The organism is Rossellomorea sp. RS05 (assembly GCF_039822645.1).
GTDB classification, from domain to species: Bacteria; Bacillota; Bacilli; order Bacillales; family Bacillaceae_B; genus Rossellomorea; species Rossellomorea marisflavi_B.
Map to the genome: position 1 here is coordinate 109,948 of NZ_JBDKWY010000002.1, position 22,563 is coordinate 132,510.

At 49.4% G+C, this 22,563-nt stretch carries 34 protein-coding genes; 14 read left to right on the forward strand and 20 right to left on the reverse strand.

Going from position 1 to position 22,563, the window contains the following annotated elements; all coding sequences use genetic code 11:
* The first annotated feature begins 15 nt into the window (after positions 1-15).
* Positions 16-699, forward strand: coding sequence for an alpha/beta fold hydrolase (locus tag ABJ225_RS08200; RefSeq protein ID WP_318340865.1), 684 nt, complete (start codon positions 16-18; stop codon positions 697-699).
* Between the two features lie 170 nt (positions 700-869).
* Entirely contained in the window at positions 870-1,850 is a 981-nt protein-coding gene (locus tag ABJ225_RS08205) for a quinone oxidoreductase family protein (protein ID WP_347319481.1), read from the forward strand.
* Between the two features lie 25 nt (positions 1,851-1,875).
* On the opposite strand, the gene ABJ225_RS08210 is transcribed toward ABJ225_RS08205, so the two are convergent.
* Complete coding sequence (locus ABJ225_RS08210; protein WP_347319483.1) at positions 1,876-2,349, reverse strand: GNAT family N-acetyltransferase; 474 nt, start codon at positions 2,347-2,349, stop codon at positions 1,876-1,878.
* Entirely contained in the window at positions 2,346-3,167 is an 822-nt protein-coding gene (locus ABJ225_RS08215; RefSeq protein WP_347319485.1) for a nucleotidyltransferase domain-containing protein, read from the reverse strand. Before ABJ225_RS08215 ends, ABJ225_RS08210 begins: the two co-directional genes overlap by 4 nt.
* Positions 3,168-3,254: 87 nt before the next feature.
* On the opposite strand from ABJ225_RS08215, the gene ABJ225_RS08220 reads away from it, so the two are divergent.
* The 3 genes from ABJ225_RS08220 (at position 3,255) to ABJ225_RS08230 (ending at position 5,318) form a co-directional block, all read left to right on the forward strand.
* Entirely contained in the window at positions 3,255-3,593 is a 339-nt protein-coding gene (locus ABJ225_RS08220; RefSeq protein WP_347319487.1) for a YunG family protein, read from the forward strand.
* On the forward strand, positions 3,590-4,393 hold the full coding sequence (locus ABJ225_RS08225) for a metallophosphoesterase (protein WP_347319488.1): 804 nt from the start codon (positions 3,590-3,592) through the stop codon (positions 4,391-4,393). Before ABJ225_RS08220 ends, ABJ225_RS08225 begins: the two co-directional genes overlap by 4 nt.
* A gap of 514 nt (positions 4,394-4,907) precedes the next feature.
* Positions 4,908-5,318, forward strand: coding sequence for a YjdF family protein (locus ABJ225_RS08230; protein ID WP_218245595.1), 411 nt, complete (start codon positions 4,908-4,910; stop codon positions 5,316-5,318).
* A gap of 60 nt (positions 5,319-5,378) precedes the next feature.
* Here the strand turns inward: ABJ225_RS08230 and ABJ225_RS08235 are convergent, their stop codons facing one another.
* From ABJ225_RS08235 to ABJ225_RS08250, 4 genes are all read right to left on the reverse strand, one after another.
* Positions 5,379-5,636 carry a hypothetical protein gene (locus ABJ225_RS08235; protein WP_347319490.1) on the reverse strand — a complete coding sequence of 86 codons (258 nt, stop codon included), beginning with the start codon at positions 5,634-5,636 and terminating at the stop codon, positions 5,379-5,381.
* A gap of 39 nt (positions 5,637-5,675) precedes the next feature.
* Positions 5,676-6,017 carry a hypothetical protein gene (locus ABJ225_RS08240; protein WP_347319492.1) on the reverse strand — a complete coding sequence of 114 codons (342 nt, stop codon included), beginning with the start codon at positions 6,015-6,017 and terminating at the stop codon, positions 5,676-5,678.
* Between the two features lie 99 nt (positions 6,018-6,116).
* Entirely contained in the window at positions 6,117-6,281 is a 165-nt protein-coding gene (locus ABJ225_RS08245) for a hypothetical protein (RefSeq protein WP_347319494.1), read from the reverse strand.
* 86 nt (positions 6,282-6,367) lie between these two features.
* A complete protein-coding gene (locus ABJ225_RS08250; protein WP_347319496.1) occupies positions 6,368-6,769 on the reverse strand; it encodes a YybH family protein in 402 nt (133 codons plus the stop codon).
* Between the two features lie 135 nt (positions 6,770-6,904).
* Between ABJ225_RS08250 and ABJ225_RS08255 the strand changes: the two genes are divergently transcribed.
* Complete coding sequence (locus ABJ225_RS08255; protein ID WP_347319498.1) at positions 6,905-7,813, forward strand: alpha/beta fold hydrolase; 909 nt, start codon at positions 6,905-6,907, stop codon at positions 7,811-7,813.
* 36 nt (positions 7,814-7,849) lie between these two features.
* Here ABJ225_RS08255 and ABJ225_RS08260 read toward each other — a convergent pair whose 3' ends face one another.
* Together ABJ225_RS08260 and ABJ225_RS08265 are read right to left on the reverse strand one after the other, a co-directional pair.
* Positions 7,850-8,359, reverse strand: coding sequence for an NUDIX hydrolase (locus ABJ225_RS08260; protein ID WP_347319500.1), 510 nt, complete (start codon positions 8,357-8,359; stop codon positions 7,850-7,852).
* Positions 8,352-8,885 carry a P-loop NTPase family protein gene (locus ABJ225_RS08265; RefSeq protein WP_347319502.1) on the reverse strand — a complete coding sequence of 178 codons (534 nt, stop codon included), beginning with the start codon at positions 8,883-8,885 and terminating at the stop codon, positions 8,352-8,354. The genes ABJ225_RS08260 and ABJ225_RS08265 overlap by 8 nt, the downstream gene beginning before the upstream one ends.
* Before the next feature lie 123 nt (positions 8,886-9,008).
* On the opposite strand from ABJ225_RS08265, the gene ABJ225_RS08270 reads away from it, so the two are divergent.
* A complete protein-coding gene (locus tag ABJ225_RS08270) occupies positions 9,009-9,668 on the forward strand; it encodes an O-methyltransferase (RefSeq protein ID WP_347319504.1) in 660 nt (219 codons plus the stop codon).
* Between the two features lie 17 nt (positions 9,669-9,685).
* Here the strand turns inward: ABJ225_RS08270 and ABJ225_RS08275 are convergent, their stop codons facing one another.
* The gene (locus tag ABJ225_RS08275) at positions 9,686-10,243 is read right to left on the reverse strand and encodes a GNAT family N-acetyltransferase (RefSeq protein ID WP_347319506.1); all 558 of its coding nucleotides are present in this window, start codon (positions 10,241-10,243) and stop codon (positions 9,686-9,688) included.
* A complete protein-coding gene (locus tag ABJ225_RS08280; protein ID WP_347319508.1) occupies positions 10,240-10,893 on the reverse strand; it encodes a DUF3885 domain-containing protein in 654 nt (217 codons plus the stop codon). The genes ABJ225_RS08275 and ABJ225_RS08280 overlap by 4 nt, the downstream gene beginning before the upstream one ends.
* A gap of 183 nt (positions 10,894-11,076) precedes the next feature.
* On the opposite strand from ABJ225_RS08280, the gene ABJ225_RS08285 reads away from it, so the two are divergent.
* Positions 11,077-11,913 carry an aldo/keto reductase gene (locus ABJ225_RS08285; RefSeq protein WP_218245603.1) on the forward strand — a complete coding sequence of 279 codons (837 nt, stop codon included), beginning with the start codon at positions 11,077-11,079 and terminating at the stop codon, positions 11,911-11,913.
* Positions 11,914-11,978: 65 nt separating this feature from the next.
* On the opposite strand, the gene ABJ225_RS08290 is transcribed toward ABJ225_RS08285, so the two are convergent.
* Positions 11,979-12,422, reverse strand: coding sequence for a DUF4362 domain-containing protein (locus ABJ225_RS08290; protein WP_218245604.1), 444 nt, complete (start codon positions 12,420-12,422; stop codon positions 11,979-11,981).
* A 179-nt stretch (positions 12,423-12,601) separates the two neighbouring features.
* Here ABJ225_RS08290 and ABJ225_RS08295 point away from each other — a divergent pair, with 179 nt between their 5' ends.
* On the forward strand, positions 12,602-13,225 hold the full coding sequence (locus ABJ225_RS08295) for a class I SAM-dependent methyltransferase (RefSeq protein ID WP_347319510.1): 624 nt from the start codon (positions 12,602-12,604) through the stop codon (positions 13,223-13,225).
* A gap of 32 nt (positions 13,226-13,257) precedes the next feature.
* Here the strand turns inward: ABJ225_RS08295 and ABJ225_RS08300 are convergent, their stop codons facing one another.
* On the reverse strand, positions 13,258-14,109 hold the full coding sequence (locus ABJ225_RS08300) for a PhzF family phenazine biosynthesis protein (protein WP_347319512.1): 852 nt from the start codon (positions 14,107-14,109) through the stop codon (positions 13,258-13,260).
* 158 nt (positions 14,110-14,267) lie between these two features.
* Between ABJ225_RS08300 and ABJ225_RS08305 the strand changes: the two genes are divergently transcribed.
* From ABJ225_RS08305 to ABJ225_RS08320, 4 genes are all read left to right on the forward strand, one after another.
* A complete protein-coding gene (locus tag ABJ225_RS08305; protein ID WP_347319514.1) occupies positions 14,268-14,648 on the forward strand; it encodes a VOC family protein in 381 nt (126 codons plus the stop codon).
* A 60-nt stretch (positions 14,649-14,708) separates the two neighbouring features.
* Positions 14,709-15,338: an HAD family hydrolase gene (locus tag ABJ225_RS08310; protein WP_056534109.1), complete on the forward strand. Its 630-nt coding sequence runs from the start codon at positions 14,709-14,711 to the stop codon at positions 15,336-15,338.
* 130 nt (positions 15,339-15,468) lie between these two features.
* Entirely contained in the window at positions 15,469-16,080 is a 612-nt protein-coding gene (locus ABJ225_RS08315) for a phosphotransferase family protein (protein WP_347319895.1), read from the forward strand.
* Positions 16,077-16,802 carry an aspartate/glutamate racemase family protein gene (locus ABJ225_RS08320; RefSeq protein WP_347319516.1) on the forward strand — a complete coding sequence of 242 codons (726 nt, stop codon included), beginning with the start codon at positions 16,077-16,079 and terminating at the stop codon, positions 16,800-16,802. The genes ABJ225_RS08315 and ABJ225_RS08320 overlap by 4 nt, the downstream gene beginning before the upstream one ends.
* Positions 16,803-16,844: 42 nt before the next feature.
* On the opposite strand, the gene ABJ225_RS08325 is transcribed toward ABJ225_RS08320, so the two are convergent.
* The 7 genes from ABJ225_RS08325 to ABJ225_RS08355 all read right to left on the reverse strand — a co-directional run bounded on the left by ABJ225_RS08325 (position 16,845) and on the right by ABJ225_RS08355 (position 21,581).
* Complete coding sequence (locus tag ABJ225_RS08325; protein ID WP_286188144.1) at positions 16,845-18,152, reverse strand: aldehyde dehydrogenase; 1,308 nt, start codon at positions 18,150-18,152, stop codon at positions 16,845-16,847.
* Between the two features lie 412 nt (positions 18,153-18,564).
* The gene (locus ABJ225_RS08330) at positions 18,565-19,311 is read right to left on the reverse strand and encodes a class I SAM-dependent methyltransferase (protein WP_218245611.1); all 747 of its coding nucleotides are present in this window, start codon (positions 19,309-19,311) and stop codon (positions 18,565-18,567) included.
* An 89-nt stretch (positions 19,312-19,400) separates the two neighbouring features.
* Positions 19,401-19,583, reverse strand: coding sequence for a hypothetical protein (locus ABJ225_RS08335; RefSeq protein ID WP_347319519.1), 183 nt, complete (start codon positions 19,581-19,583; stop codon positions 19,401-19,403).
* A 60-nt stretch (positions 19,584-19,643) separates the two neighbouring features.
* The gene (locus tag ABJ225_RS08340; RefSeq protein WP_148985163.1) at positions 19,644-19,925 is read right to left on the reverse strand and encodes an RNA polymerase alpha subunit C-terminal domain-containing protein; all 282 of its coding nucleotides are present in this window, start codon (positions 19,923-19,925) and stop codon (positions 19,644-19,646) included.
* A 17-nt stretch (positions 19,926-19,942) separates the two neighbouring features.
* Complete coding sequence (locus ABJ225_RS08345) at positions 19,943-20,296, reverse strand: YrdB family protein (RefSeq protein ID WP_347319521.1); 354 nt, start codon at positions 20,294-20,296, stop codon at positions 19,943-19,945.
* Positions 20,289-20,870 carry a TetR/AcrR family transcriptional regulator gene (locus ABJ225_RS08350; RefSeq protein WP_347319523.1) on the reverse strand — a complete coding sequence of 194 codons (582 nt, stop codon included), beginning with the start codon at positions 20,868-20,870 and terminating at the stop codon, positions 20,289-20,291. Before ABJ225_RS08350 ends, ABJ225_RS08345 begins: the two co-directional genes overlap by 8 nt.
* A gap of 6 nt (positions 20,871-20,876) precedes the next feature.
* Positions 20,877-21,581, reverse strand: a complete 705-nt coding sequence (locus ABJ225_RS08355) for an MBL fold metallo-hydrolase (RefSeq protein WP_347319525.1) — start codon at positions 21,579-21,581, stop codon at positions 20,877-20,879.
* Positions 21,582-21,678: 97 nt separating this feature from the next.
* Here ABJ225_RS08355 and ABJ225_RS08360 point away from each other — a divergent pair, with 97 nt between their 5' ends.
* Positions 21,679-22,278: a histidine phosphatase family protein gene (locus ABJ225_RS08360; RefSeq protein WP_048005221.1), complete on the forward strand. Its 600-nt coding sequence runs from the start codon at positions 21,679-21,681 to the stop codon at positions 22,276-22,278.
* Positions 22,279-22,313: 35 nt separating this feature from the next.
* Here ABJ225_RS08360 and ABJ225_RS08365 read toward each other — a convergent pair whose 3' ends face one another.
* Positions 22,314-22,454 carry a hypothetical protein gene (locus tag ABJ225_RS08365; RefSeq protein WP_347319527.1) on the reverse strand — a complete coding sequence of 47 codons (141 nt, stop codon included), beginning with the start codon at positions 22,452-22,454 and terminating at the stop codon, positions 22,314-22,316.
* Positions 22,455-22,563 lie beyond the last annotated feature (109 nt).

Genomic DNA, 22,563 nt, shown 5'->3' on the forward strand with positions numbered 1-22,563 from the left:
AAAAGGAGAACAATCATGGAAAATCTCTATCTGATTCACGGCTTCATGGGAACGGGGCAAGCTCATTTCTCCCACCAGATCGAAGCGTTCAAAGACGACTATGACGTCATTGCACTGGATCTTCCCGGGCACGGGAATTCAACCGTAGAGCTTCAAGGAGATTACATAGAAGGCGCCATCCGCTTTGTTGAAAACCAGATTGAACAGCATGGAAAAGGCTATGTGGTCGGTTTGTCACTCGGGGCAACCCTGGCCATCCATCTCGCCCTCCGTAAACCGGATCTGATGAAGGGGATCGTTCTCACCGGCTATTCACCATTCATCCCTGATGAGCTGAAAGGCATCATGGAAGAGCAGCACCGCCATTTCCTCAGCATTGAAGATCACGAGCCGGAAGTGGCCGCACATTTCAACAACCTGCACGGCGAAAAGTGGAAGAAGATCCGGAGGGTCGTCCTCGACCGGATGACCTACGACTATCCTTCCGTGAGCGCCGCCGACCTTGCCGCTCTGTCGGTCCCGGCCCTTATCCTGAACGGAAGCATCGACCCCCACGAAGTCGATGCCGTCGCATTCATGAAGAAGGCCAACCCGGCCATCGAGGCGGGGCTCATCCCGGGTGGCAGCCATATTGCCAATATGGACTGTCCTAAAGTATATAATGAGATTTTGCGTGCATTTTTAGATAAGAAACAGTAAAGGGAAAAAGGGATTCCAGGTAGTTGGAATCCCTTTTCTTTTTAAATTGCTATGAATGGTACCGATATCGATAAGTCCTCCTTATGACCATTCATCCAAAAAATCATCTTTGCTTATCAGGAAAAATCTTCTATTCTTAAACTAGAATCATAGGCGGAGGAGTGGAAAGTATGAGAGCAGTTGTGGTGAAGGAATATGGAGATGTGACGGGAATGTATGTTGAAGAGGTGGACAGGCCGGTGCCTGGAGCGGGAGAAGTGCTCGTACGGGTGGTGAAGACGAGTGTCAATTTTGCCGATATCAAAGCGCGCCGCGGAGGAAAGGGGAACAAGCTTCCCTTCATTCCGGGGCTTGATGCTGCGGGCATCGTGGAAGAAATCGGGGAAGGCTGCAGGAGCGTATCCGTCGGTCAGCGGGTCATCTGTTTTCCGGATAACGGATCCTATGCGGAATATGTCATCGTCCGAGAGGTTTTGGTGTTTCCAATACCTGATGAGTTGAACATGACCGTTGCAGCCGCAAGCCCCGTCGTCTCCTTTCTGAGCCATCGCCTGCTGACGGATGTGGCCCGTATGGGGGAGGGGGAATCCGTCCTGATCCATGCCGCGGCAGGTGGAGTCGGCACCACTGCGGCACGCTTGGCGAAGCAGCTCGGTGCGGGGCTCGTGATCGGGACGGTGGGGAGCGAAGAAAAAGCAGGGATTGCCCGTGAAGCAGGAGTGGACGAGGTCATCCTTTACAAGAAAGAGGACTTTGCACACCGGGTGAACGAGCTCACGAATGGAAACGGAGTCGATATCGTCCTGGATTCCATATCAGGTGAGGTCACGGAGCGAAGCCTCACCTGTCTCGCCCCCTACGGAAGGCTTGTTCATTTTGGCAACGCTGGAGGACCTCCCGGCATGATCCGGTCGGTCGATCTTCACTCAAGCTGCCGGTCCATACTGGGATTCAGCCTCGGTACCACACGGAAAAAAAGACCTGAAACTCTACAAGAAACCGCTAAAGCCGTGATCTCCATGCTCACATCAGGCCGATTGACCGTGGATGTGGGTCATGAGTTCAGTTTGGACGAGATCCGCGAAGCGCACGTGCTCATGGAGAACAGGGGAAGTAAAGGAAAAATTGTCATTCGTATTGGAGAGGAATGATGGATTATCCCGCTGAATGGTCATGTTACCCCCGATTTTCAACCATTGTCATGAACTCGGCGCTGCGGGTGCGGAAGTTATCCACCTTCCGGAACCCAAGCTTTTCATACACCGCAATGGCGCGTTTATTGAACGTCGCCACGGAAAGCCTGATCGGCAAGGACGTATCCCTCCGGATCTCTTTTAGTATAAAGGCAGTGAAAGCGGCCCCCGTTCCTTTCCCGGTGAATGCCGGATTCATGCCGAGTCCGAAATCGACATGATCGTCCGGATAGACGCCAAACTCATGGCCGATGGGGACCTGGGCGGAAGAACCGGTACAGAAGAATCCGTATATTTGCCCCGACTCATCCAGGACCAGGCGATATTCACCGCCTGACAGCTCCGCCACGGCTTCTTCTGATCTTTCATTTTCATAAAAGTCATAGGGTGGTTCATATTTCCACGCGAGGATTTTCTCCGCTGCTTTCCTGTTCAATTCTGTGATCGTCCAGTTCATTGATCTTGCTCCTCTCTATGTACAACAAGCCAGCGTTCGGCTTCTGTCACGATCCAATCCCCAAATCCGTTCAGGAATCGGATGACCTCCTCTGGATCACGTACCGGATTGATGGCATATTCCACGGCTTGCCTCATTTCCATTTCCTTCTCAGGGTAGTGCGATGAGAATAGCTGATACGCAGGATACAAATCCCGGGTGTAGGTTCTTTCTTCCTCAATCACAAAGGCCATTCCGCACCGGATGATCAGCTTCATGATCCACGTGCAGCAGTCCATCACATCGTCCGGGTCTTCATTTCCCTTCAGGTCATTTACCGCAAGGACAATCTGGTCGGAAATGGATGCGATATGGTCACGGGCAAGCTCCGCATCTGGACGGAAGTCAGGGAGTACAGGCTGGAGGTTCTCGCCATAAAGATGCACGCCATACACCTTGATCATGAACGAAATCAGGTGGAAGCGCTTGGCCTCCAAGAGTTCATTCAGCGTGCATACGGCGAATTCGACCCCGTTGATCAGCGGGTGTGAATCGGTGTCCAAGTCTTGCAGACGGGATTTGGTTTCGTCCGTCAACGGTTGATGGGTGACCACCAGCAGGTCGATGTCCGACATCCCTTCCACGCCGAGCCCCCTCGGCAGTGATCCCCTCAGATACACGCTGTGAATCCTATCCCCAAACCCGTCAGCGATTCGTTCCGTCAGTTCTTCCACCACGGCCCTGAAAGTGGGATGCACCCGTTCCAGACTCGACTCATTCACGAACACTCCATTTTTATCCACCCGGCAGACCGAGCCAATCGATTGAAGTTCTATCATTGTTGGTTCCTCCTTTGTAACAAAAAACTGAATTTGGAAAATACTTCTGCTATTATTTTAATAGAAAAGACAAGGGGGCGGGGAGAAATGGAGAAAAAAACCATAGAAAATGGTTTGCGCGAGGCATGGTCCATCAAGAGCAGCTCGAAGTGGACAGCGGAAAATCCGGCCAGCGGGCAGTGCGGAGTGACGGCTCTCGTCATCCATGATCATCTTCGTGGTGAAATTGTCAAAACCCGGATCGAAGGAAGCTGGCATTTTTACAATATACTAGACGGCACCCGTCAAGATTTCACGGTTTCCCAGTTTGAGAGGATCCCCGACTACGAGGATCGTCCCTCTTCTAGAGCCGAAGCGTTTGCTGATACAAATGAAGAGCAGTACAAGAGTCTCAAGGAGGCGTTCCAACGGGTGATCAGGCCATGAGAAAGTGGGTGGTGTTGAGTGGAATCGTCCTTGTTTTGGGCTTGTTTTGCTACTTTCAAAATAATGCCCTTGTCACCGCGAAGCTTGAAATAAAGTCTTCAAAGATCCCGAAATCATTCAATGGTTACCAGATCGTCCAGCTTTCCGATCTTCATGGAAAGTCTTTCGGACCCAATCAGGCCAGGTTGATTCAACGAGTGAAGAAATCTAAGCCTGATGTGATCGTCTTCACAGGGGATCTTGTCGATGCAAAGCGATATGATCCAGATCCCGGCCTCACCCTCCTAAAGGAACTCTCCACCCTTGCACCGGTATACATCATTTCGGGAAATCACGAATGGTGGTCAGGACGATGGGAGGAACTGAGGGAAGAGGTGGTGAAAACAGGCGCCGTTCTTCTGAAAGATGATCGAGTCGCACTCACGAGAAATGGAGAGGAAATAAGCCTCCTTGGGGTGGATGATCCTGCTGGTGGAGACGTGCCAGCTGCCCTTCAGTCAGTTGAAAAGAAAAAAGGGTTCAACATCCTTCTTTCCCATAGACCGGAGCTCTTTAGTGTTTACGCCGAATCGGGCATGGATCTTGTACTGAGCGGCCATGCCCACGGCGGCCAAGTCCGCCTGCCGTTCATCGGGGGACTGGTGGCTCCTGATCAAGGGATGTTTCCTAAGTATACAGAGGGCCTCTATAAGGACGGAGACACGCATTTGTTTGTCAATCGCGGACTAGGCAACAGCATCATTCCACTACGGATCTTCAATCGCCCTGAAGTAGTTGAGATAACGCTATTGGCAAAGTAAATGAAAGGAAGGGAATGAGCGGTGATATGTTACCCACGGATGTTCAAAGATCTTGCTTTCTGTCTCAAATAGGATCGTCTTCCGCTGAAATAGGACATGATCCCAAAAAGTGTTACGACAGCAGAACTCCCACCCATTACATAAACAGCTCCGAAGTCAGGTGGAAGACCGGTTGCGAGCCACACTTCATAGGAGAAAAACGGGATTAGGAAAAGGCAGGGGAGGCCAAATAAGAGCAGAACAAGATGCTTCCAAACCTCATGCCACGGTCTTGCTTCCACCCATGCAAACCCTCTGAAGAGCAACAAAACCTTGATAAATGACAGACATGCTAGAATCATAGCTATAAGAACCTCTCCTTTCAGGATGACATCCATTATACAAAATTAGTATAATGGAAATGAAATGTAAAAACACGATCCGGTTGGTAGTCCGGATGCACGCTTGGTGTGTCAGTGACCTTCCCCTCCTCGGGATGTCCATCATTTCAGTAAACAAAGAGGAGGGAATCGTTATGACCTTAACGATTTACCATGATGGTCAGTACTGGGTCGGCATCGTCGAAGTAGTGGAGAAAGGTAAGCTTAAGGCCTTCCGCCATGTATTCGGCACCGAACCGAAAGAGGAAGACATCCTGTTATTCATTCATGGAAGATTATCCAGGCTACTGGACGAATCATCACAGCCGGGAGTTGGAGTGGCAGCTAAAAAGCGTGGACCTATCAACCCGAAACGCCTGCAGCGCCTCGCCGCCAAAGAAATGAAAAAAGGAATCTCGACCAAAGCCCAGGAAGCCATGAAAGAAGCGCTTGAACATAAAAAAGTGCAAGCGAGAATTGAGAATCGTATCGAACGGGATAGGCTTCAACAGCTGAAATACGAGAAAAAGAAACAAAAAGCCAAAGCGCGTCATCGCGGCAAGTAGAGCCGGAACCCCTTGGATAGATCCGTGGGGTTCTTTTTTTCTCCTTGATGGGCGTCTCAACTACGCAATCAAGTAGGTAATTCCTCCAATCAGGTATGCTGTCACACCGATCGCCGTCACCATCAAGGTCGAACTCCTGACCAGCCTGATCGAAAGAAAGTTTCCCATCACCGTACTCGATGTCCGATGAAACTGCAACATGATCATACCGAACAGGATCGAACCCACCCCACTGATGAAACCAAATGCAGTCGTAAACGATTGCCAGTCATGAAGAAAGAGATAGATCAGCATCAAATGAAGGATGCCAAGTGTCAAAGATAAAACGGTAATAAGTCTTTTTCCCATTGTTTCCGGTCATTCCTCCCTTGTGGTATACACATTGTCCTCAACCAAAATGGCCTCCTCTACGGGGATTCCCGCCACTGATTGAATCGCACTCCCCGGGGAAGCGAAAGTGGCTTCTCCGTCCTTTAATTGATACGTTGGGTTATCTTCTTCCTCACTACCGACCAAGGAAAATGAGACTTCACCAAGTTTCTCATCGGCCTCAGCTTTGCCAAAGTCTTGATCAAGGGTGTATTTGTGTCCGTTCCAACGGACAATATCGGCCCATTCCACTTTCGTTTGTACCTCTGAAGGGGACATGCTGCATCCCCCCGCCACCAGCATAACGGATAAAAGGAGAAGGAATTTCATTCAACCACTCCTTTTGGAAAAATATGATAAATATACTTTACCACAAATCCTTCCTGTAAAGATAAAAAAGAAGACCTGTATCACACAGATCTCCTCCAGTTAATTCGCTCTTTGTTGACGATTCTTATTCCCTGTCTGGAACCCGATGAGTCCCCACGCGATAATCGCGAATAATAGTTTACTATCATAATGTTTTGTGAAGACCCCGACAATGTACCAGCTAAGTACATCGGCTATTAGTAGATCTAGTAATCCTTTTGACATCTGTATTCTCCTAAATGTTTGGAAATTACTATTATTTTACCATAGAGTTCTTTGATATCCATAAACAGGTTGAAGAAGCGGTCTGGCTATTCAGGTTCACCACTCAAATGTTCATGGATAAGAAGCCAACGCCCCTCTTCTTTGACAAACGCATTCGTCGCTCTCCCGTGACCTTTCACAAATGCCCCATCCACAAATCCTTCATACGTGAACCGATAGACGCAAAGTGCCTCCTGCTCTCCTAGTTGTAGCCAGTTCACATCATTCGCCCCGTACACTTCATCCTTCACGACCGACCAAGCGTGTTCAAAGTAAGTCTGTATTTCTTCCATAGAAGAGCAGGTCCGGTCAGAGAAATAATATACGGCCCTAGGGTGGAGAAGGTTCTCGACCTCGCTGAAGCGATGGGTGTTCGTCGCGTCGATGTAACGGTCTAAAGTTTCTTCTGCCGGATGTACGTAATCGTTCTCCATTGCAGCTTGCTTCATGTTCGTTTCCTCCTTATGGGTTCAGTACGAAAAGCAAAATTTCTAATGCAACTAATTTACCATAATAACCCTTAATTTACATCATTTATTATGTGGTGTGCTAGAATAAAAGAAAAGAAATTCTGGGAGGATGCTATGATAGGAGAACTGATTGAAATCAGAGGGAAGAAGATCTATGTGGAAACATTTGGAGAGAAAGAGCTACCGGCTGTCTTGTACCTTCATGGAGGACCTGGAGAAGGTAGTCATGACTTTTATTATCACCAGGCGAAGCGACTTGGTGAACATGTTCGCCTCATCATCATCGATCAGAGGGGAGTGTGCCGGTCGGAAGGGATCGAAGAAGGGGAAGCGTTTGGACTCCGTGACCTTGTGGAGGATTGTGAGGCACTGCGGGATTACTTCGGCATCGAACGGTGGTCGGTGATCGGCCATTCCTTCGGGGGGTTCCTTGCGCTCCTGTATGCGTCAGCCTATCCCGGGTCCATTGAAAAGATCATCTTCGAGGGACCGACGTTCGACTTTGAGCTCACGTCCCGGAGCCTGATCAGGAAAACGTCCTGCCTGCTTGAAAAGTACGGACAAAGCGATCTCGCCGAACAGGGGAGGGAGCTTGCTGAAGCTGATGTATCCATCAGGGAACTGACGGAAGGGTATATGGAGCTCAGTGATCACCTCGGGGAGCGCCGCATGGAAATCTACCGCCATAATCACGACAACCCCACAGATTATGAATCCTATCATTCTGAGGAAGAATGGGATGAATTCTATGACCGCTCTGATTTCCACTTCGATCTTCTCCGCGAAGAAGGGGAAGTGTTCCGATCCCTCCTGCCCCTGCTGAGTACCGTGCCGAATCCCATGCTCCTTGCGCTGGGAAAATATGATGCAACCACTTGCGAGAAGCAGATCAAGGCGTTCCAACACGACGCCCCGAACGGTGAAGTCACCATCTTTGAGCATAGTGGCCATACGCCTCATTATGAGGAGCCCGATGCCTTCAAGGAGAAAGTGCTTCGCTTTATTAACGAAGAAACGGCTTAGAGAGAAGACCTTGCGCCCATTGCTGCAGGGTCTTTTCTATGCTTGGACAAGTGGGATGACTCCTGAAGCAGGAATCTCTTCATAAGAGTAGGTGCGAACTGACCCATTTTCCATGGTGAACCGGTGGTAGAATCCGCTCTTCTCTTTCAACATCCTTGAAAAATAATGAGGAATCATGCTGCCGACACCGTGATTCCGGTCCATGAGAACCCAATCAATCGTTTTCCAGTCGAGCAGCCCTTCAAGGGTCCTGACTGGGGTGGAGTAGGGAACGTCACTTGCAATTACAGCTGTGAAGAGATGCATTCCGCCCGTTGTGCCATCATCCGTATTCCAGGAAACGGTACCTTTATCTTGAATATGTTCCGGAGTAAGATGAAGGCCTGTTTCTTCAGCTATTTCCCGAAGGATGCATGCCGCCGGGGTTTCCCCGCCATTCATTTTGCCGCCTACTCCGTTCCAGAGGCCGAGCACTGGGGGCTTGTCGCGGTTGAGCATGAGGATTTCATCGTTTCGCTGGATGAAGCATAGCGTGTACTTATACATGGCGTTTCTCCTTTCCCTCGGCCCAATCGATGGGCTGTTGATTATCGTGAAGCACGATATGCGGGTAACCCCTGTCTTTGAATAGCTTGAGGATATACGGTTTCGTTTCCCTTTCGAATAGGGCATTCCATCTGAACATCTTCCTGAAAATCGTGAAATCCGGCGAGTAGTGGGCGGATTCACGGCCCATTTTCTGACGGATGAAGCGGAAGGTGATCTGCTTCATCCTCTTATAGTAGGGGGTGTCGAGGAAGAGGATCACGTCAGCTCTCCGAAAACTTTCCTCGACCCAGGTCGTGCTGTGGGCGCCTTCAATGATCCAGCTCTCCCCTTTCACAAGGTCGGCGAGAACCGCATCACGCTCCTCATCGGTGCGTCTTCGATCTCCGCCCAGCCTCCGTTCCCACACCACATTGTCGAGTTCGTGATAGGGGATACTGGTAGCGGTAGCGAGGGTGCGGGCCAAAGTGGTTTTCCCACTGCCGACGGAGCCGATAATATGGATTCGTTTTGGGATGGTTGGCATGGGGGCTTCGTCCTTTCAGTTGAGTGGTTGCATAGGAACGCTTCATTGGGTCTACGATTTCCTGTATGGAACATTTTAGCATATAATGAAAGAGTCATAATACTAGACTAGGAGACGATGCAGATGGGTTCTGAGTTGTGGAATGAAGTGGATCAGTATTTTGCACGAAAGCTGTTATTGGACGATGAATTGGAACGGGTGCTTGGGGCGAATCGTGAAGCCGGCCTTCCCGAGATCGATGTGTCTCCCCTGCAAGGGAAGTTCCTCACCCTGATGGCCCAGATGAAGGGGGCGAAGCGGGTGCTTGAGATTGGTACCCTCGGCGGCTATAGTACCATCTGCTTGGCAAAGGGAATCGGTGTCGACGGCAGGGTGACAACCCTTGAAGTCGATCAGGCCCATGCCTTAATAGCAGAAGGAAACATCCGCCGTGCAGGATTCCATGAGCAGGTGGAAGTCCTTGTCGGGAGTGCCCTTGATACGCTGCCGAAGCTGAAGGAAGCGGGGCACGTCTTTGATCTTGTCTTCATCGACGCCGATAAAGAGAACAATCCGCGCTATCTGGAATGGGCCCTTGCCCTCACCACATCAGGATCCGTGATCATTGCTGATAATGTCGTACGGAATGGAGAGGTCGTGGATGCCGCATCAACGGACGGTCGCGTCAAGGGGATCCGGGAGTACGTGGATCTTGCCCAGCGCGATCCCCGCATCGATTCCACTGCAATCCAGACTGTCGGTACCAAAGGCTATGACGGCCTCGTGATCAGCGTAGTCAAATGAACATCCCCGAAGGGCGGTCACAAGCCGTCCTTTTTCCATTCCTTCTTTAAAAGGGAGTAGATGTAGTGATCGTAGTAATCCCCTTGGAAGAAATGCTTCTCCCTGAAGATTCCCTCCCTTTCAAACCCCAACCGCTCGAGTAATCGGCAAGATGCCGTGTTTTCAAGGGCGACGAATGCCTGGATCCGGTTAAGCCCCATGTTGTTGAAGCCGCTGTCGATGGCGGCGGTCAAGGCTTCGCTCATATATCTTTTTCCCCATTCCCCGTGCCAGAGATCAAAGCCGATTTCAGCTACATGATTCACGATATCCCACTGGTCGAAGCCGCACGTGCCGATTGGAGTGGAGGTTTTTTTCTTCCGTATGATCCAGCGGTTCCGACCGTATTCTTCCGGATACTCATGCCAGTCGATCCATTCCTTTGCCTGATCAATCGAGGTGAAGGGCTCTTCATCATAGAGGTACCGGCAGACGAGGGGATCCTCGTAGAGCTCGAGAATAAATCTGGCATCGTCAGCGGTCGTGTTTACTAAGGTTAGCCGTTTAGTTTCAATGGTGGGGAATGCCTGCTTCATGTTGTGCCCCCTTTCATGAAAACTCCATCGATCTGTTCCCGTTCATACTCAAGGATCCAAGGGGAAGCAGAATGATAAAGTGGAAGGAGAGTATCTTTTTCAGCTGAAATAATATCGCAGCCGCGGTCGTCATAGAGATGATAGATAAGATGTTTGGTGATGTTCACGAAGTAGATGTCGAGTCCTATGTCCCAGCGGTTCTTCAGGATCCGTGTGGAATGATTGAAATCTTCATGACAGATCGCCATCAGGAGCGGCCGATAGCGGATGTCGCCTGCTTTGCATTGCAGGGAGAAGCGATGGGTGACAGTCTCATCCTCATCATCAATCAAGCCATCTACCCTTTCATATTGCAGTTTCATGCGCACGTCTTTATCCTTGATATATTTGAGAAATACGTTGGTCTTCGGTGGTGGAGAATCGTTTAGACCGAACACATTTGTGACAAGGACCACTTCATCGTCCTGCTCAAAAACCGCGTTGAATAAGCTAGTCGTCCTTTCGTCCATCTGCTCAAGGTTGTCTGTGTCAAGGTGCTCACTTCCGGGTTTGGCAATTTCAAACCGCAAGCCCGTAGGCCATGAATAATAGAGAGGTGGCTCGAGGGAGAGCCCGGGAAAGTGTTCTAGTAGATAGTCACGTATAGTCATGAGAAGGCTCCTTTCGTATCAACTATTCTACCATAGTGGAACATTTTGGATATGTTTTTGGTAGACTTTCGACGGGTAAAGGTTACCTGCTAGTGCCTATCGCACATGAAAGTGCCTACTTCTATCTTTTAAGAAGTTGGTGCATACTGTGATAGAAGTGATTTTTAGAGGAGGAATACAATCATGGGTGCAAAATCCATTACACTAAACAACGGCTTACAAATGCCAGAAATCGGCTACGGAGTATTCCGCGTTGAAGAAGGAAAAGACTTGGAGAAAGCGGTGGAAACAGCGATCCGCATCGGATACCGCAGCATTGATACGGCAGCGATCTATCAAAACGAGAAGAGCGTAGGGAAAGGCGTTCAAAACGCCATCGACGCTGGTATCGTGACAAGGGAAGAGCTGTTCATCACATCAAAAGTGTGGAATGACGGTCTTTCATACGATGAAACGATCCAAGCTTACAACGATACATTGGAGAGACTCGGTCTTGAGTACCTTGACCTGTACCTCATCCACTGGCCTGGCCAAAACAAATACATGGAGCCTTGGAAAGCCCTAGAAGCCCTTTATAAAGAAGGCCGCATCAAATCAATCGGTGTGAGTAACTTCCAAGTGTCCCATCTTGAGCATCTTCTTGAAACAGCCGAAGTGAAGCCGGTCATCAACCAGATCGAATTCCATCCGAAGCTTGTACAGGAAGACGTGCGCGCGTTCTGTGAAAAACATGATATCCAAGTGGAAGCATGGTCCCCACTCATGAACGCCGAGCTATTGAACCATGAAACGGTGAACGAAATTGCCGAGTCCCTTGGCAAATCAGCGGCACAGGTCATCCTTCGCTGGGATCTTCAACACGGCGTCGTGACCATCCCGAAATCTATGACCGAATCACGTATCAAAGAAAACATCGACATCTACGACTTCGAACTGACTGAAGAACAAGTCAAAACCTTGGACGCCCTCGATGAGCACAAACGCATCGGGCCAGATCCGGACCAATTTGATTTTAAATAAACCGAATAGGTGAAGAACCGGATGCTTGAGGGCATCCGGTTTTTTCATGGATTGGAACCAGGTTCTTAGCGGTCTTTCCACTGTTCCTTTGATAGTTCAAGAAGCGGGTGCTCCTTTTCCTTCGAGCACCCCTTCAAATAAAACCCTATATCATCATTCGGTGTTTCCCTTTGCTCCATTTCAGTACAGGTGTCCGTTGTAACACCTATATCTTCACCGCCAAATTTATCATGGGAGTCATCATAGGAAAATCCGAATTTACTTCCGTCATACTCCACATCATGAAAAATCGGATCTCCTTCCTTGGTATACCCAGTTATCCTCAATGTAGCTTCATTCTTATCCTCCACATTCTTCACAAACTCTATGAAGGGTCCCGGATTTTCTACCCCGTTCTGTACCACGACATCACCACGTTCGATTGCTTCATCGGAGTTGTACGCTCCGTTTGAGCAGGCCGTGGTTAGAAACATGCAGATCACCAACAAACCATTTCCAGACCACTTCATTTCTTCATCCTCCCACTTCCATCACTATTTTTAGAAAAATATGTTAAAATTAGTATATCAAATTGAAAGGCGTGATTCACATGAAATTCCAAAAACTTGCAACCAACCTGATAGAGGCACGTCACGGGTAAAAAACCACCACCATGCCCGTGATGAAACAACACTTACGGAGGGCATATATGTTAAATAGTACTGGGTTTGATCTATGGGCGGACCAATACGATGAAACGGTAAAAAAGAGTGAGGAAAGCAACCAGTACCCGTTTGCGGGGTACAGGGACATCCTGAACATCATTTACGGGGAAGCGATGGGGAAGGAAAATGCTGAAATCCTCGACATCGGCTTTGGGACGGCGGTTCTCACAAGCAGGCTTTACAATCACGGTCACACGATCACCGGAATCGACTTTTCCAGGGAAATGATGGCGAAAGCACATGAGAAGATGCCGGCTGCGGAATTGATACAAGCGGACTTGCAGGAAGGGCTTCCTTTTATCATCAAGAAGTCATCCTATGACGTCATCATCAGCACCTACACGCTCCACCACCTTACGGATAAAAAGAAAGTAGCGCTGATCAAGGAGTTGCTGGGTCTGTTGAAGTCTGGTGGCAAACTACTGATTGGAGACATTTCGTTTCAAACGAGGGAAGACCTTGAGGCGTGTCGGAAGGACAATCGGGGGCGTTGGGATGAGGACGAGTTTTATTTTGTGAGGGATGAACTGATGGACTCGCTCCAAGTGATGTATGAGTATCATCAGATTTCACACTGTGGCGGCGTCTATATGATGTTGGGTAAATAAGGGAAAAGAGGACACTGGATGGCGTCCTCTTTTTAAATTCGTATGCTTCCCTCCGAAATGACAATCCCAGTTCCTCCAACAAGCACCCGGGGCTTCGCAGGATCAGTCAGCACCGTCGTAATGACCGATGGACGTTGGAGGCTTTCACCCTGTAAACACCGGAACACCTTGTCAAACTCCGTCAACATTCCATAATGATACAGGTAGTACGTCATCGCGCCGCTCGCCGTCCCGGTGGCGGATTCTTCGTCAATCCCGTAAAGGGGGCTGAAATTCCGACTGCAGGCAAGGGCATCGGTCGTATCAAGGGTGAACGCGTGAATCCCGTCCAGCCCGTGCTTTTCCTGATAGGCTGCCAAGGCCTTCATATCCGGATTGATGGCGTCGAGTGCAAGCTTGCTCATGACAGGGACCATGAGATCCATCAGGCCGGTGCTCACGGCACGAGGCGGCAGGGATCCTCCTATGTAGGACGCTTCGATTCCAAGGAGCCCAGCCAGTTCCACCACATCTTCACAGAGATCCCCGAGACTTGGTGGTGCCTGTTCCATCATGATGCGACCATTCGATAAATGGACGGGGATGTCGCCTGCTCCGGTTTTCATGATGTACGAGCGACCGTCAGCCACCAATTCCTTGTCCAAAAGGACGGTAAACACAGCGATGGTGGCGTGCCCGCATAGGTCCACTTCAGTATTAGGCGTGAAGAACCGCACGTGGAATGAAGAATCACTCTTCCTTTCTACAAAAGCGGTCTCCGAATATCCGAGTTCACGGGCAAATAGCTGCATGGAAGAATCGTCCATGGCGTCCACCAGGACGACCCCGGCAGGATTCCCGCCAAACGGAACATCCGTAAAGGCATCCACAATAAAAAACTTCATCATTTTCCTCCTCAGACAATTTTCCTTATTGTATCAAACTTTTTGAAACCTTCTTGTCCATTCAGCGTAAATATAGGTGGAAACATGAAGATCATGGCAGGAAAACAGGTATCCATGGCGAATGAAGAAACATACTCCATTTACCAGGAGGATCACACATGATCAAACAAATCGGTCAAATCATGCTGTATGTGAACAATCAGGATCAGGCAAAGGCATTTTGGAGTGAGAAAGCAGGCTTCCACATCAAGTCGGAAGAAGATAACGGTCATATGCGGTGGGTGGAGATTGCTCCGACAGCCGAGGCGGAGACGACAATGATTCTGCACAATAAGGAACTCATTGCCAAGATGTCGCCGGAGCTCAACCTCGGAACGCCGTCGATCATGTTTTTAAGCGACAGGTTTGATGAATTGTATGAGAAGCTTTCCTCAGAGGGCGTGACCGTCGGGGAAATCGTCCAGATGGGTCCGAAGCGTGTGTTCAATTTCGCTGATGATGAAGACAATTATTTTGCCGTCATGGATCATAAACAATAGAGAAGACGACAGGTTTTCAGACATGTGCTGAGGGCCTGTTTTTATGAAGGAGGAACAAGTATGGAGCGCGTCATATTCCTGGATGCAGGTGGCGTTTTATTCGATACAGTCAAAAAAGGGGAGGACCGGGTCCATCATATTCTAGCAGAACGGGGATTTGAGCGTCAGGATGTCCAGGCGGCGATCGGGAAGGCGAAGATGCTGGAGCTTCCGTTCATAACCAACTGGGAAGAAGAGGAGCGCTATTTCAAACGCTATTACGAGATCATTGCACACGAAATGGGAGCGGGGGAGCTCGCGCCGGAACTCTTTTACTTCTGCCACTATGCCCGCCACTGTGAGATGTTCATGGAAGTGAAGGCAGTGCTCGAGAAGCTGAAAGCGAAGCATTATCGACTCGCAGTCATCTCCAACGCGGTACCGAGCATGGACTGGGTATTCGACCAGCTCGGATTGCGGAAATACTTCGAGCGGATCATCCTCTCTTCCACCGTCAATAAGGTGAAGCCGAGTGAAGCGATCTATCGCTACGCACTAGAAGAGATGAACGTCCGCCCGGAAGAGGCCGTCTTCGTCGACGATCTTATCGAGAACATCCAGGGGGCCGAGCGGATTGGCATGAAGGCTCTGCATCTTCAGCGGAAGAAGCAGGATCTATGGGAGCTCTTGAAGGAAGAAGGGTTGATATGAATGGCCCCATCGCCACGGGTAACACGGCGGAGATCTATCTGAATGATGCGGGATATGCGGTCAAGGTGTACTTCCAGCAGAGGAAGCCCTAAAGGAGGCGGAAAAGCAGTGTTACATCCATTCCCTTGGCATCCCTGTGCCGGAAGTCCTTGAACTCACGACTTTCAATGGAAGACAGGCCCTGGTCATGGAATACATAGAGGGGGACACCCTCGGGGATCTCGCCATGAAGGACCGAACCCTTCTTCAGGGCTACTTGACCGCATCAATCGAGATCCAGATGATGATCCATGAGAAAGTAGCGCCGGGACTTGAAATGATGGGAGATAAACTGGCCAGGCAACTGCATGACGTCCAATCAATATCTTCAAAAGTGAAAGAGGGTCTGTTAAAACAGGTGAGTCAAGTGTCGGGAGACAAACTCTGTCACGGTGACTTTCATCTTTTCAATCTGGTAAAAACCGAGGATGGGATCCGTGTCATTGAATGGGTCGACGCCAGTTCAGGGGATTTCCGCGCCGATGTGGTTCGGACCTATCTCTTCTATGCGGGTTTCGATCAAGAAATTGCCGCTCAGTACCTTTCTCTATACTGCGAGAAGAGCGGGCTGGAGCGGGAGGAGGTTCTTCAGTGGGGACCGGTGATCGCAGGAGCGAGGTTGTCGGAGAATGTACCGGGTGAGGATGCGGAACGGCTTCTGGAGATTGTAAGGCAAGGAGTGAAAGGGAGGGCAGACAAATGAAAACAATCGGCTTGCTTGGAGGTATGAGCTGGGAGTCCTCCAGTGAATATTACCGCCTCATCAACCAGGGCGTCAATCGAAAGCTAGGTGGCCACCACTCGGCGAAAAGCATCATGGTTTCGGTGGATTTTGAAGAGGTCAAGCACTATCAACATATAGGGGAGTGGGACAAGGCTACAGAGCTGATGATCAAGTGGGCCCAGCAGGTTGAACGCGGTGGCGCTGATTTCCTCCTGATCTGCACGAATACGATGCACAAAATGGCGGATGACGTACAGAAAGCCATAGACATTCCGCTCATACATATCGCCGATGCCACTGCCAAAACCATCAAGGAGGCAGGGTTGACGAAAATCGGCCTTCTCGGAACGGCGTTTACAATGGAAGAAGAATTCTACAAAGGTCGCCTTTCATCCCGCCATGGTCTTGAAGTCGTTGTTCCAGACCAAGAAGGTCGCCAGCTTGTACACGATATTATTTATCGGGAACTTTGCCTCGGGAAAATAGTAACGGCATCCAAAAGGGTCTATCAGCAGATCATCGAGAAGTTGATCGATAAGGGATGCCAGGGTGTGATCCTTGGCTGTACGGAAATTTCCCTGTTGATTAAACAGGAGGATGTGGCTGTACCATTATTCGATACGACGGCCATACACGCTGAAGCAGCCGTAGCTTATGCGTTGGAAGAAGACGAAGCGGAGATAGGGAGGCCCTGCGGGTGACACACATAAAAGCCCCCTGCAATAGCAGGGGGCTCTCATCATTTATTTCGTTGAACGTTTCAACACGCTCTTGAAGTGAGTGAACGTATCGAAGCTTGCTTTCCCGTGATAGGCGCCCATTCCGCTATCGCCTACGCCTCCGAATGGAAGGTAGTGGGACGTCATGTGGTTGATCGTATCATTGATGGATCCGCCACCGAATGAAATCGTGCTCAGGATCTGATCCTGTACGGCTTCGTCATCAGAGAACAGGTAAAGAGCCAGTGGTTTCGGACGTTTCACGATCGGTTCGATGATCTCGTCCAGGCTGTCATACGTCATGACAGGCAGGATCGGTCCAAAGATCTCATCCTGCATCACGGAGTCATCCCATGAAATGTTATCAAGGATGGTCGGCTCGATGATCAGGTTGTCGCGGTCATGTTTTCCGCCGGTCACGATGCTTCCGTTATCGAGGAAGCCGACAAGGCGGTCGAAGTGGCGCTCGCTCACCACATGCCCGAAGTTCGGGTTCTCGACGATGTTTTCACCGTAAGAAGCTGTGATCACTTCTTTGAATTTGCTCATGAGTTCATCTTTTACGCTGCTGTGGACAAGAAGATAATCCGGTGCCACACAAGTTTGGCCGGCATTGGCGAATTTACCGCGTGCGATGCGTTGAGCTGCCTCATCAAGGTTGGCATCTTCGTGAACGATTGTCGGACTTTTACCGCCAAGTTCAAGCGTTGTCGGAGTCAAGTGCTTCGCTGCCGCTTCGGCCACGATTTTACCGACGCCTGTGCTACCAGTGAAGAAGATGTAATCAAAGTCTTCTTTCAATAGGGCCGTGCTGGTTTCAACTTCGCCTTCCACTACATGAAGATACTCTTCAGGGAAGTTGTCGTTGATCAATGTAGAGAGAAGGGCAGATGTTTTCGGTGTAAGCTCGGAAGGCTTCAATACGGCCGTATTCCCACCGGCAATGGCGCCAACAAGCGGTGTCACAGCAAGCTGGAATGGATAGTTCCAAGGCGCGATGACGAGTGCGGAACCATACGGCTCAGGCTGGATAAAGCTTTTTGCTCCTTCGTGGGAAGCAGGTGTCGGCACTTCTTTTGTCGCTGCCCACTCTTCAAGATTCTCCACCATGAAGTCGATCTCACCGATCACGAGGCCGACCTCGGCACGTTTTGCTTCAAGCTCGGATTTATTCAGATCCTGCTTCACAGCATCGAGGATATCCTGCTCGTGCTTCTGAACAAGTGATTTCAATGTATTTAATGTGTTAATACGGAAAGCAACACTTTTGGTTTCTCCCGTACGGAAATACGTACGTTGTTTTGATAAAAGATCTTGGTAGTTTTCCAACATGAACACTCCTTTGATTTGGCTACTCTATTGCTTTTCCCGTTTGGGACAAAAATAATCATGGGAACTATTTCTCGAGTTTCCAATTGATTGTGCGCAATTAGTTGAGGTGTCAATTGATGACTAGGACTACTATAATACAGCCTTTTTTTGAATGCAAGGGATGTGCTTCATCTGAAAAAAGTGGTGTGCAAAGAGGTGTGGCCGTGCAAGGGGGAAGATAATTGAAAAGCGTTCAGCACGAGACTTGGGGGGACCGTAGAAACAAAACAGACTTACAGATTTCGCTGTAAGCCTGCCAAAGGTTCGATAGTCAATGTGATGAGCTTCTTGAACACTCCTCACACCGTTTGATCCATAAAGCTGATGAATAATTGGCTCGGCCTTATCCGGATTAGCTTCATATGGAATGTTTTCACCTTTTCCTCGCCTTCACAATAAACGTCGAAGGCACCCATTCCGCCTTTTGACTGGCGTACCAACGTTCCGGATTGTCAGACGGAATGTCGGCAATCACCACGTCATCTATGACATGTTCAATCGTAAATCCACACTGTATGAGCGCATTGATGTAGGTGGTCAGCTTTCGGTGGTGGATCACGACGCTTTTATTCCACCCCTCATTGTACTCAGGACCTTCCTTTACATACGATTTGGTCATGACGAACTCGCCGTCCCGGTACTGGAGACGGTCGTGCATGGGATTTTCCCAGCTGAAGATGAACGTCCCGCCCGGTTTTAGGTACGAGTGGACATGGCTCAATGTTTTCTTCAGATCATACGTCCACCCCAGGGCGTATATGGAGTACACCACGTCGAAATGGTTCATAGGAAGCCCGGGATTCTCCTCCATAGGGGATTCGAACAACTTCACTGTGGCATTCTGTTCCGCAAGCACACCTGTCGCTGCTTCGATCTGCTTCGTGGTCAAGTCGAGTCCCCACAGTTCACCAGCCCCCTGGTTTCCCATGTAGGCAAGGGAATGACCGCTCCCGCATCCGATATCGAGCACGGTTTTTTCGTTTACATCTCCAAACAGGTGAAGATCATCTTCACTCGGGGCATTCGGCCCGAACTCCGGCAAGGCCGTACGTCCGAAAAAGCGCTCGGCCGATTGCTCCCAGCTTGTCTTATTCATCGTCAAAATATCTACAGGTTTCATCTCAACACATCCTTCCCCGTACTACTTCTATAAATTGGTCGGCATTTCCTGTAACAAAAAAACTGAATCTCCTTTAGGACATTCAGTCGTCAATTCATGAGGCTGCCGATCAAAATGAATAAAGCCCCGAGGACAAACGCCCCGATGATGAAGATACCAATCCATCGTATCGGTTTCGGGAGGCTTCCATTCCCTGGGTCTGTACTTATAGGTGATCCTTCGATTTTACTCATGTGATTGGTTACATCGTTGAAGGGTTCTTTATCTGGCATGTTTATTCATCCTTTGGGGGTATCGTACACTGAGCACTTGAAATAAATAAGAAGGGCAATTTACCCCCTGAAAGCAAGCCCATTCCGTTCCAGTTCGTCCCTCAACACAGGAAGCGAGGAAGGACCGATCCCGTGCAAAGAGAGAATTTCATTTTCCGTGTACTTGCACAAATCTTCTGCACTTACAATTCCCTCACTGGCCAAAGCCCTGCGTGCAGGAGCCGAAAGCTTGGTCTGAAAGCCTTCAGAAGGCTTTTTTCCTTTCTCACAGGTTGGGCATGTGGGGCAATCACTGCTCTTGTAATAAACATGTCCTTGTTCGCAGACTCGTTTGGATGTCATGGTAGAAGCATCTCCTTTCAAGTGTGAATCAGGTTTTCTTGTTTCCAATATACAATGAGCACACGGTTGAGGACCACACCTACTAGATAAATAATGGCCGTCACAGGCATCAACCCCAATAGAAGAGCGCCTGGAAGGCCAAATATCAAGGCTTCCAGCATAAGCCTACCTTTTTTGTGGAGTGGGAATGGGGCACGGGGAGAACCGAACATTCCCCAGACAGTTGCGAATACAACGGGGAGGGTGATCGCGCTCAGCCACCCCATCCAACCATTTCCCATATGTAACCCCCAATACCCGATGGCTGTCAAACCCATCATCTCCAGCGTGAAGCGAAGAGCAACATTCAACTGTCTAAGCAATCTAATCATTGGAGTCCTTTAACCAGGGGATACCTGCAAGAAAAGCGTTGATGCTTTTGGTCAGGCTCTCATCCTTTTCAAGGGGAAGCCCGAATTCTCCGTGCTGCTCCAATGAAGCAAAGCCATGGAGAATGCTCCGCAGTCCCCGAACGGCATGAAGGGTACCGTGTTCGCCCAAACCATAGCCCTCCATGACTTGGGTGATGATCCTGATGCTCTGATCTTGGATCTCCTGCAGCTCGTCATCGGCTCCGATCGCCACCATGAGCATAGCTTCATACAGTCCCGGATGGTCCCGGACGAATTGTACATAGGCCATACCGAAGGCGAGGACAGCGGCATCCATTGATCGGCCGACTGAAGCGTCCATCAATCGTTGGTTCAACTGGGAATAGCCGCGTTTGGCCATTTCAATCTTCAGGGCAGTGAGTCCGCCTTTTACATGATTATAGAGGGAAGGGGGGCGGACATCTAATGATTTTGCCAAAGTGGCAAGGGTGACCTCGCTCATCCCTTCACGGTCAGCAAGCTCGATTGCTGCTTTCACGATGATATCAAGATCCATTCCGATTCGTGGTGACATACTGATTCAACCTTTCTTTTTTGCCTTTAAGATGGCTTCGTTCATGATCGATTCAGGTGACGGGATCATCACTCCGTGACCTGCTGCGAGGAGAGTGGGCTTCAGATCAACCAGCTTTTGAGCGCTTTTCACGGCCACCTCTTTATTCCAAGTCGCAAGGGCCGGGAACGGGAAGAGCGGATTGAGCTGCCCGGAAACGGCCGTCCCTCCGCGCGTTTGAAAAGCATCTCCAACAATCAGGCTGCCGCCCCTCTGGTCGAAGAAAGCCATTGCCCCCGGTGTGTGCCCCGGTGCTGAAATGGCTCGTAGGGAACCGACCACATCATTTTCTTCAAGAAGGACATTCGCACGGGTCTGGATGTTCTTTGGCACGCCCCCGCGGATGGGCGTCTGGGGCTCGTGATCATCCAGGGAAACATCCCCGCGAAGAAGTCGTTCATCCCGTTTTGAAATAAAGACTTCAGCATGAGGCAGTGATTCCTTCAGTTTATCCAACGCACCGATATGATCGTCATGGGCATGGGTCAAGACGATCCGGGTGATGGGTTTGCCGATTTTCTCGGCAGATGCCAGGATTGCTTCTGCACTATAAGGGAGTGCGGCATCGATAAGGGTCAGGTCATCCTGTTCTTCAACAAGATAGCAATTCACAGGAAACAACCGAGGCAGAAAAGATAACTGATGAATCTGATTTATACGGGTTAGACGCATGATGGCGTTCTCCTTTAAGAAAATGAATTTTAAAACTAATGATAATAACAATATAACTAATGGTATTAGTTTTGTCTAGTGATGAGGAGGAAATTCTTTGAAACTATTATTGATTCGCCACGGACAGTCCGAGGCAGATGTCCTGAACGTACATGAAGGAAGGGCCGACTATCCGTTGACAGAGCTTGGTCGTACGCAAGGAAAAGCCATGGGGGCAAAAGTAGAAAGCTTTTTCAAACCAGACATCATCTGGTCCAGTACGTTAAAAAGAGCAGCCGAAACCACGGATATCCTGACAAAAAAAGTGGAGTGCAAGGACGTCCGCTATGTAGACGAGCTGATGGAACAACATAATGGAATCTTAGCCGGCATGCCACTTGTGGAAGCTGAGAAGATCCCCCTCCCTCAGTATCTTCACGAAGCTGTAGAGGGAGGAGAAACATTCATTGAGTTCAGGATGAGGATGGAGCACGTCTTCTCCCGGATCATTCATACAACGCATGCAGACAGGATCATCATCGTCGCTCATGGCGGTGTTTTATCCATGCTTCTGAATATCTTTATGGGGAATCCTGTTGATCAGAATGTCTGGTTCATCACCGGTGACACAGGAATGCATCTGTTGGAGAAAGACGGGGAGGAGAGGTTGGTTCACTTTTTGAATGATACGGGGCATCTTGCCGAAATAAAGAGTTGAAAAAAGCCCCAACACGTTTCGTGTGGGGACTCCGATCATTCTTCCAATCTGGCTATAATCTCTTCCAATAAATAAACCCCCCTGATCAAACACCCCTGGATCATCCCGAATCCAATCACCATGCGAAGCTGATCCATTCCTAAGAGAACAAATCCAATCAGGGTACTTACAGCCATTAAAAACAATATAAACAAATCCGAACGTCCCTTCCTTTGGTAAAATATAGCTAAGTGCAAGTGTAGGACGACTTACCATCCCTTGTCAAAAGAGTTTAGAGAAAGGAGT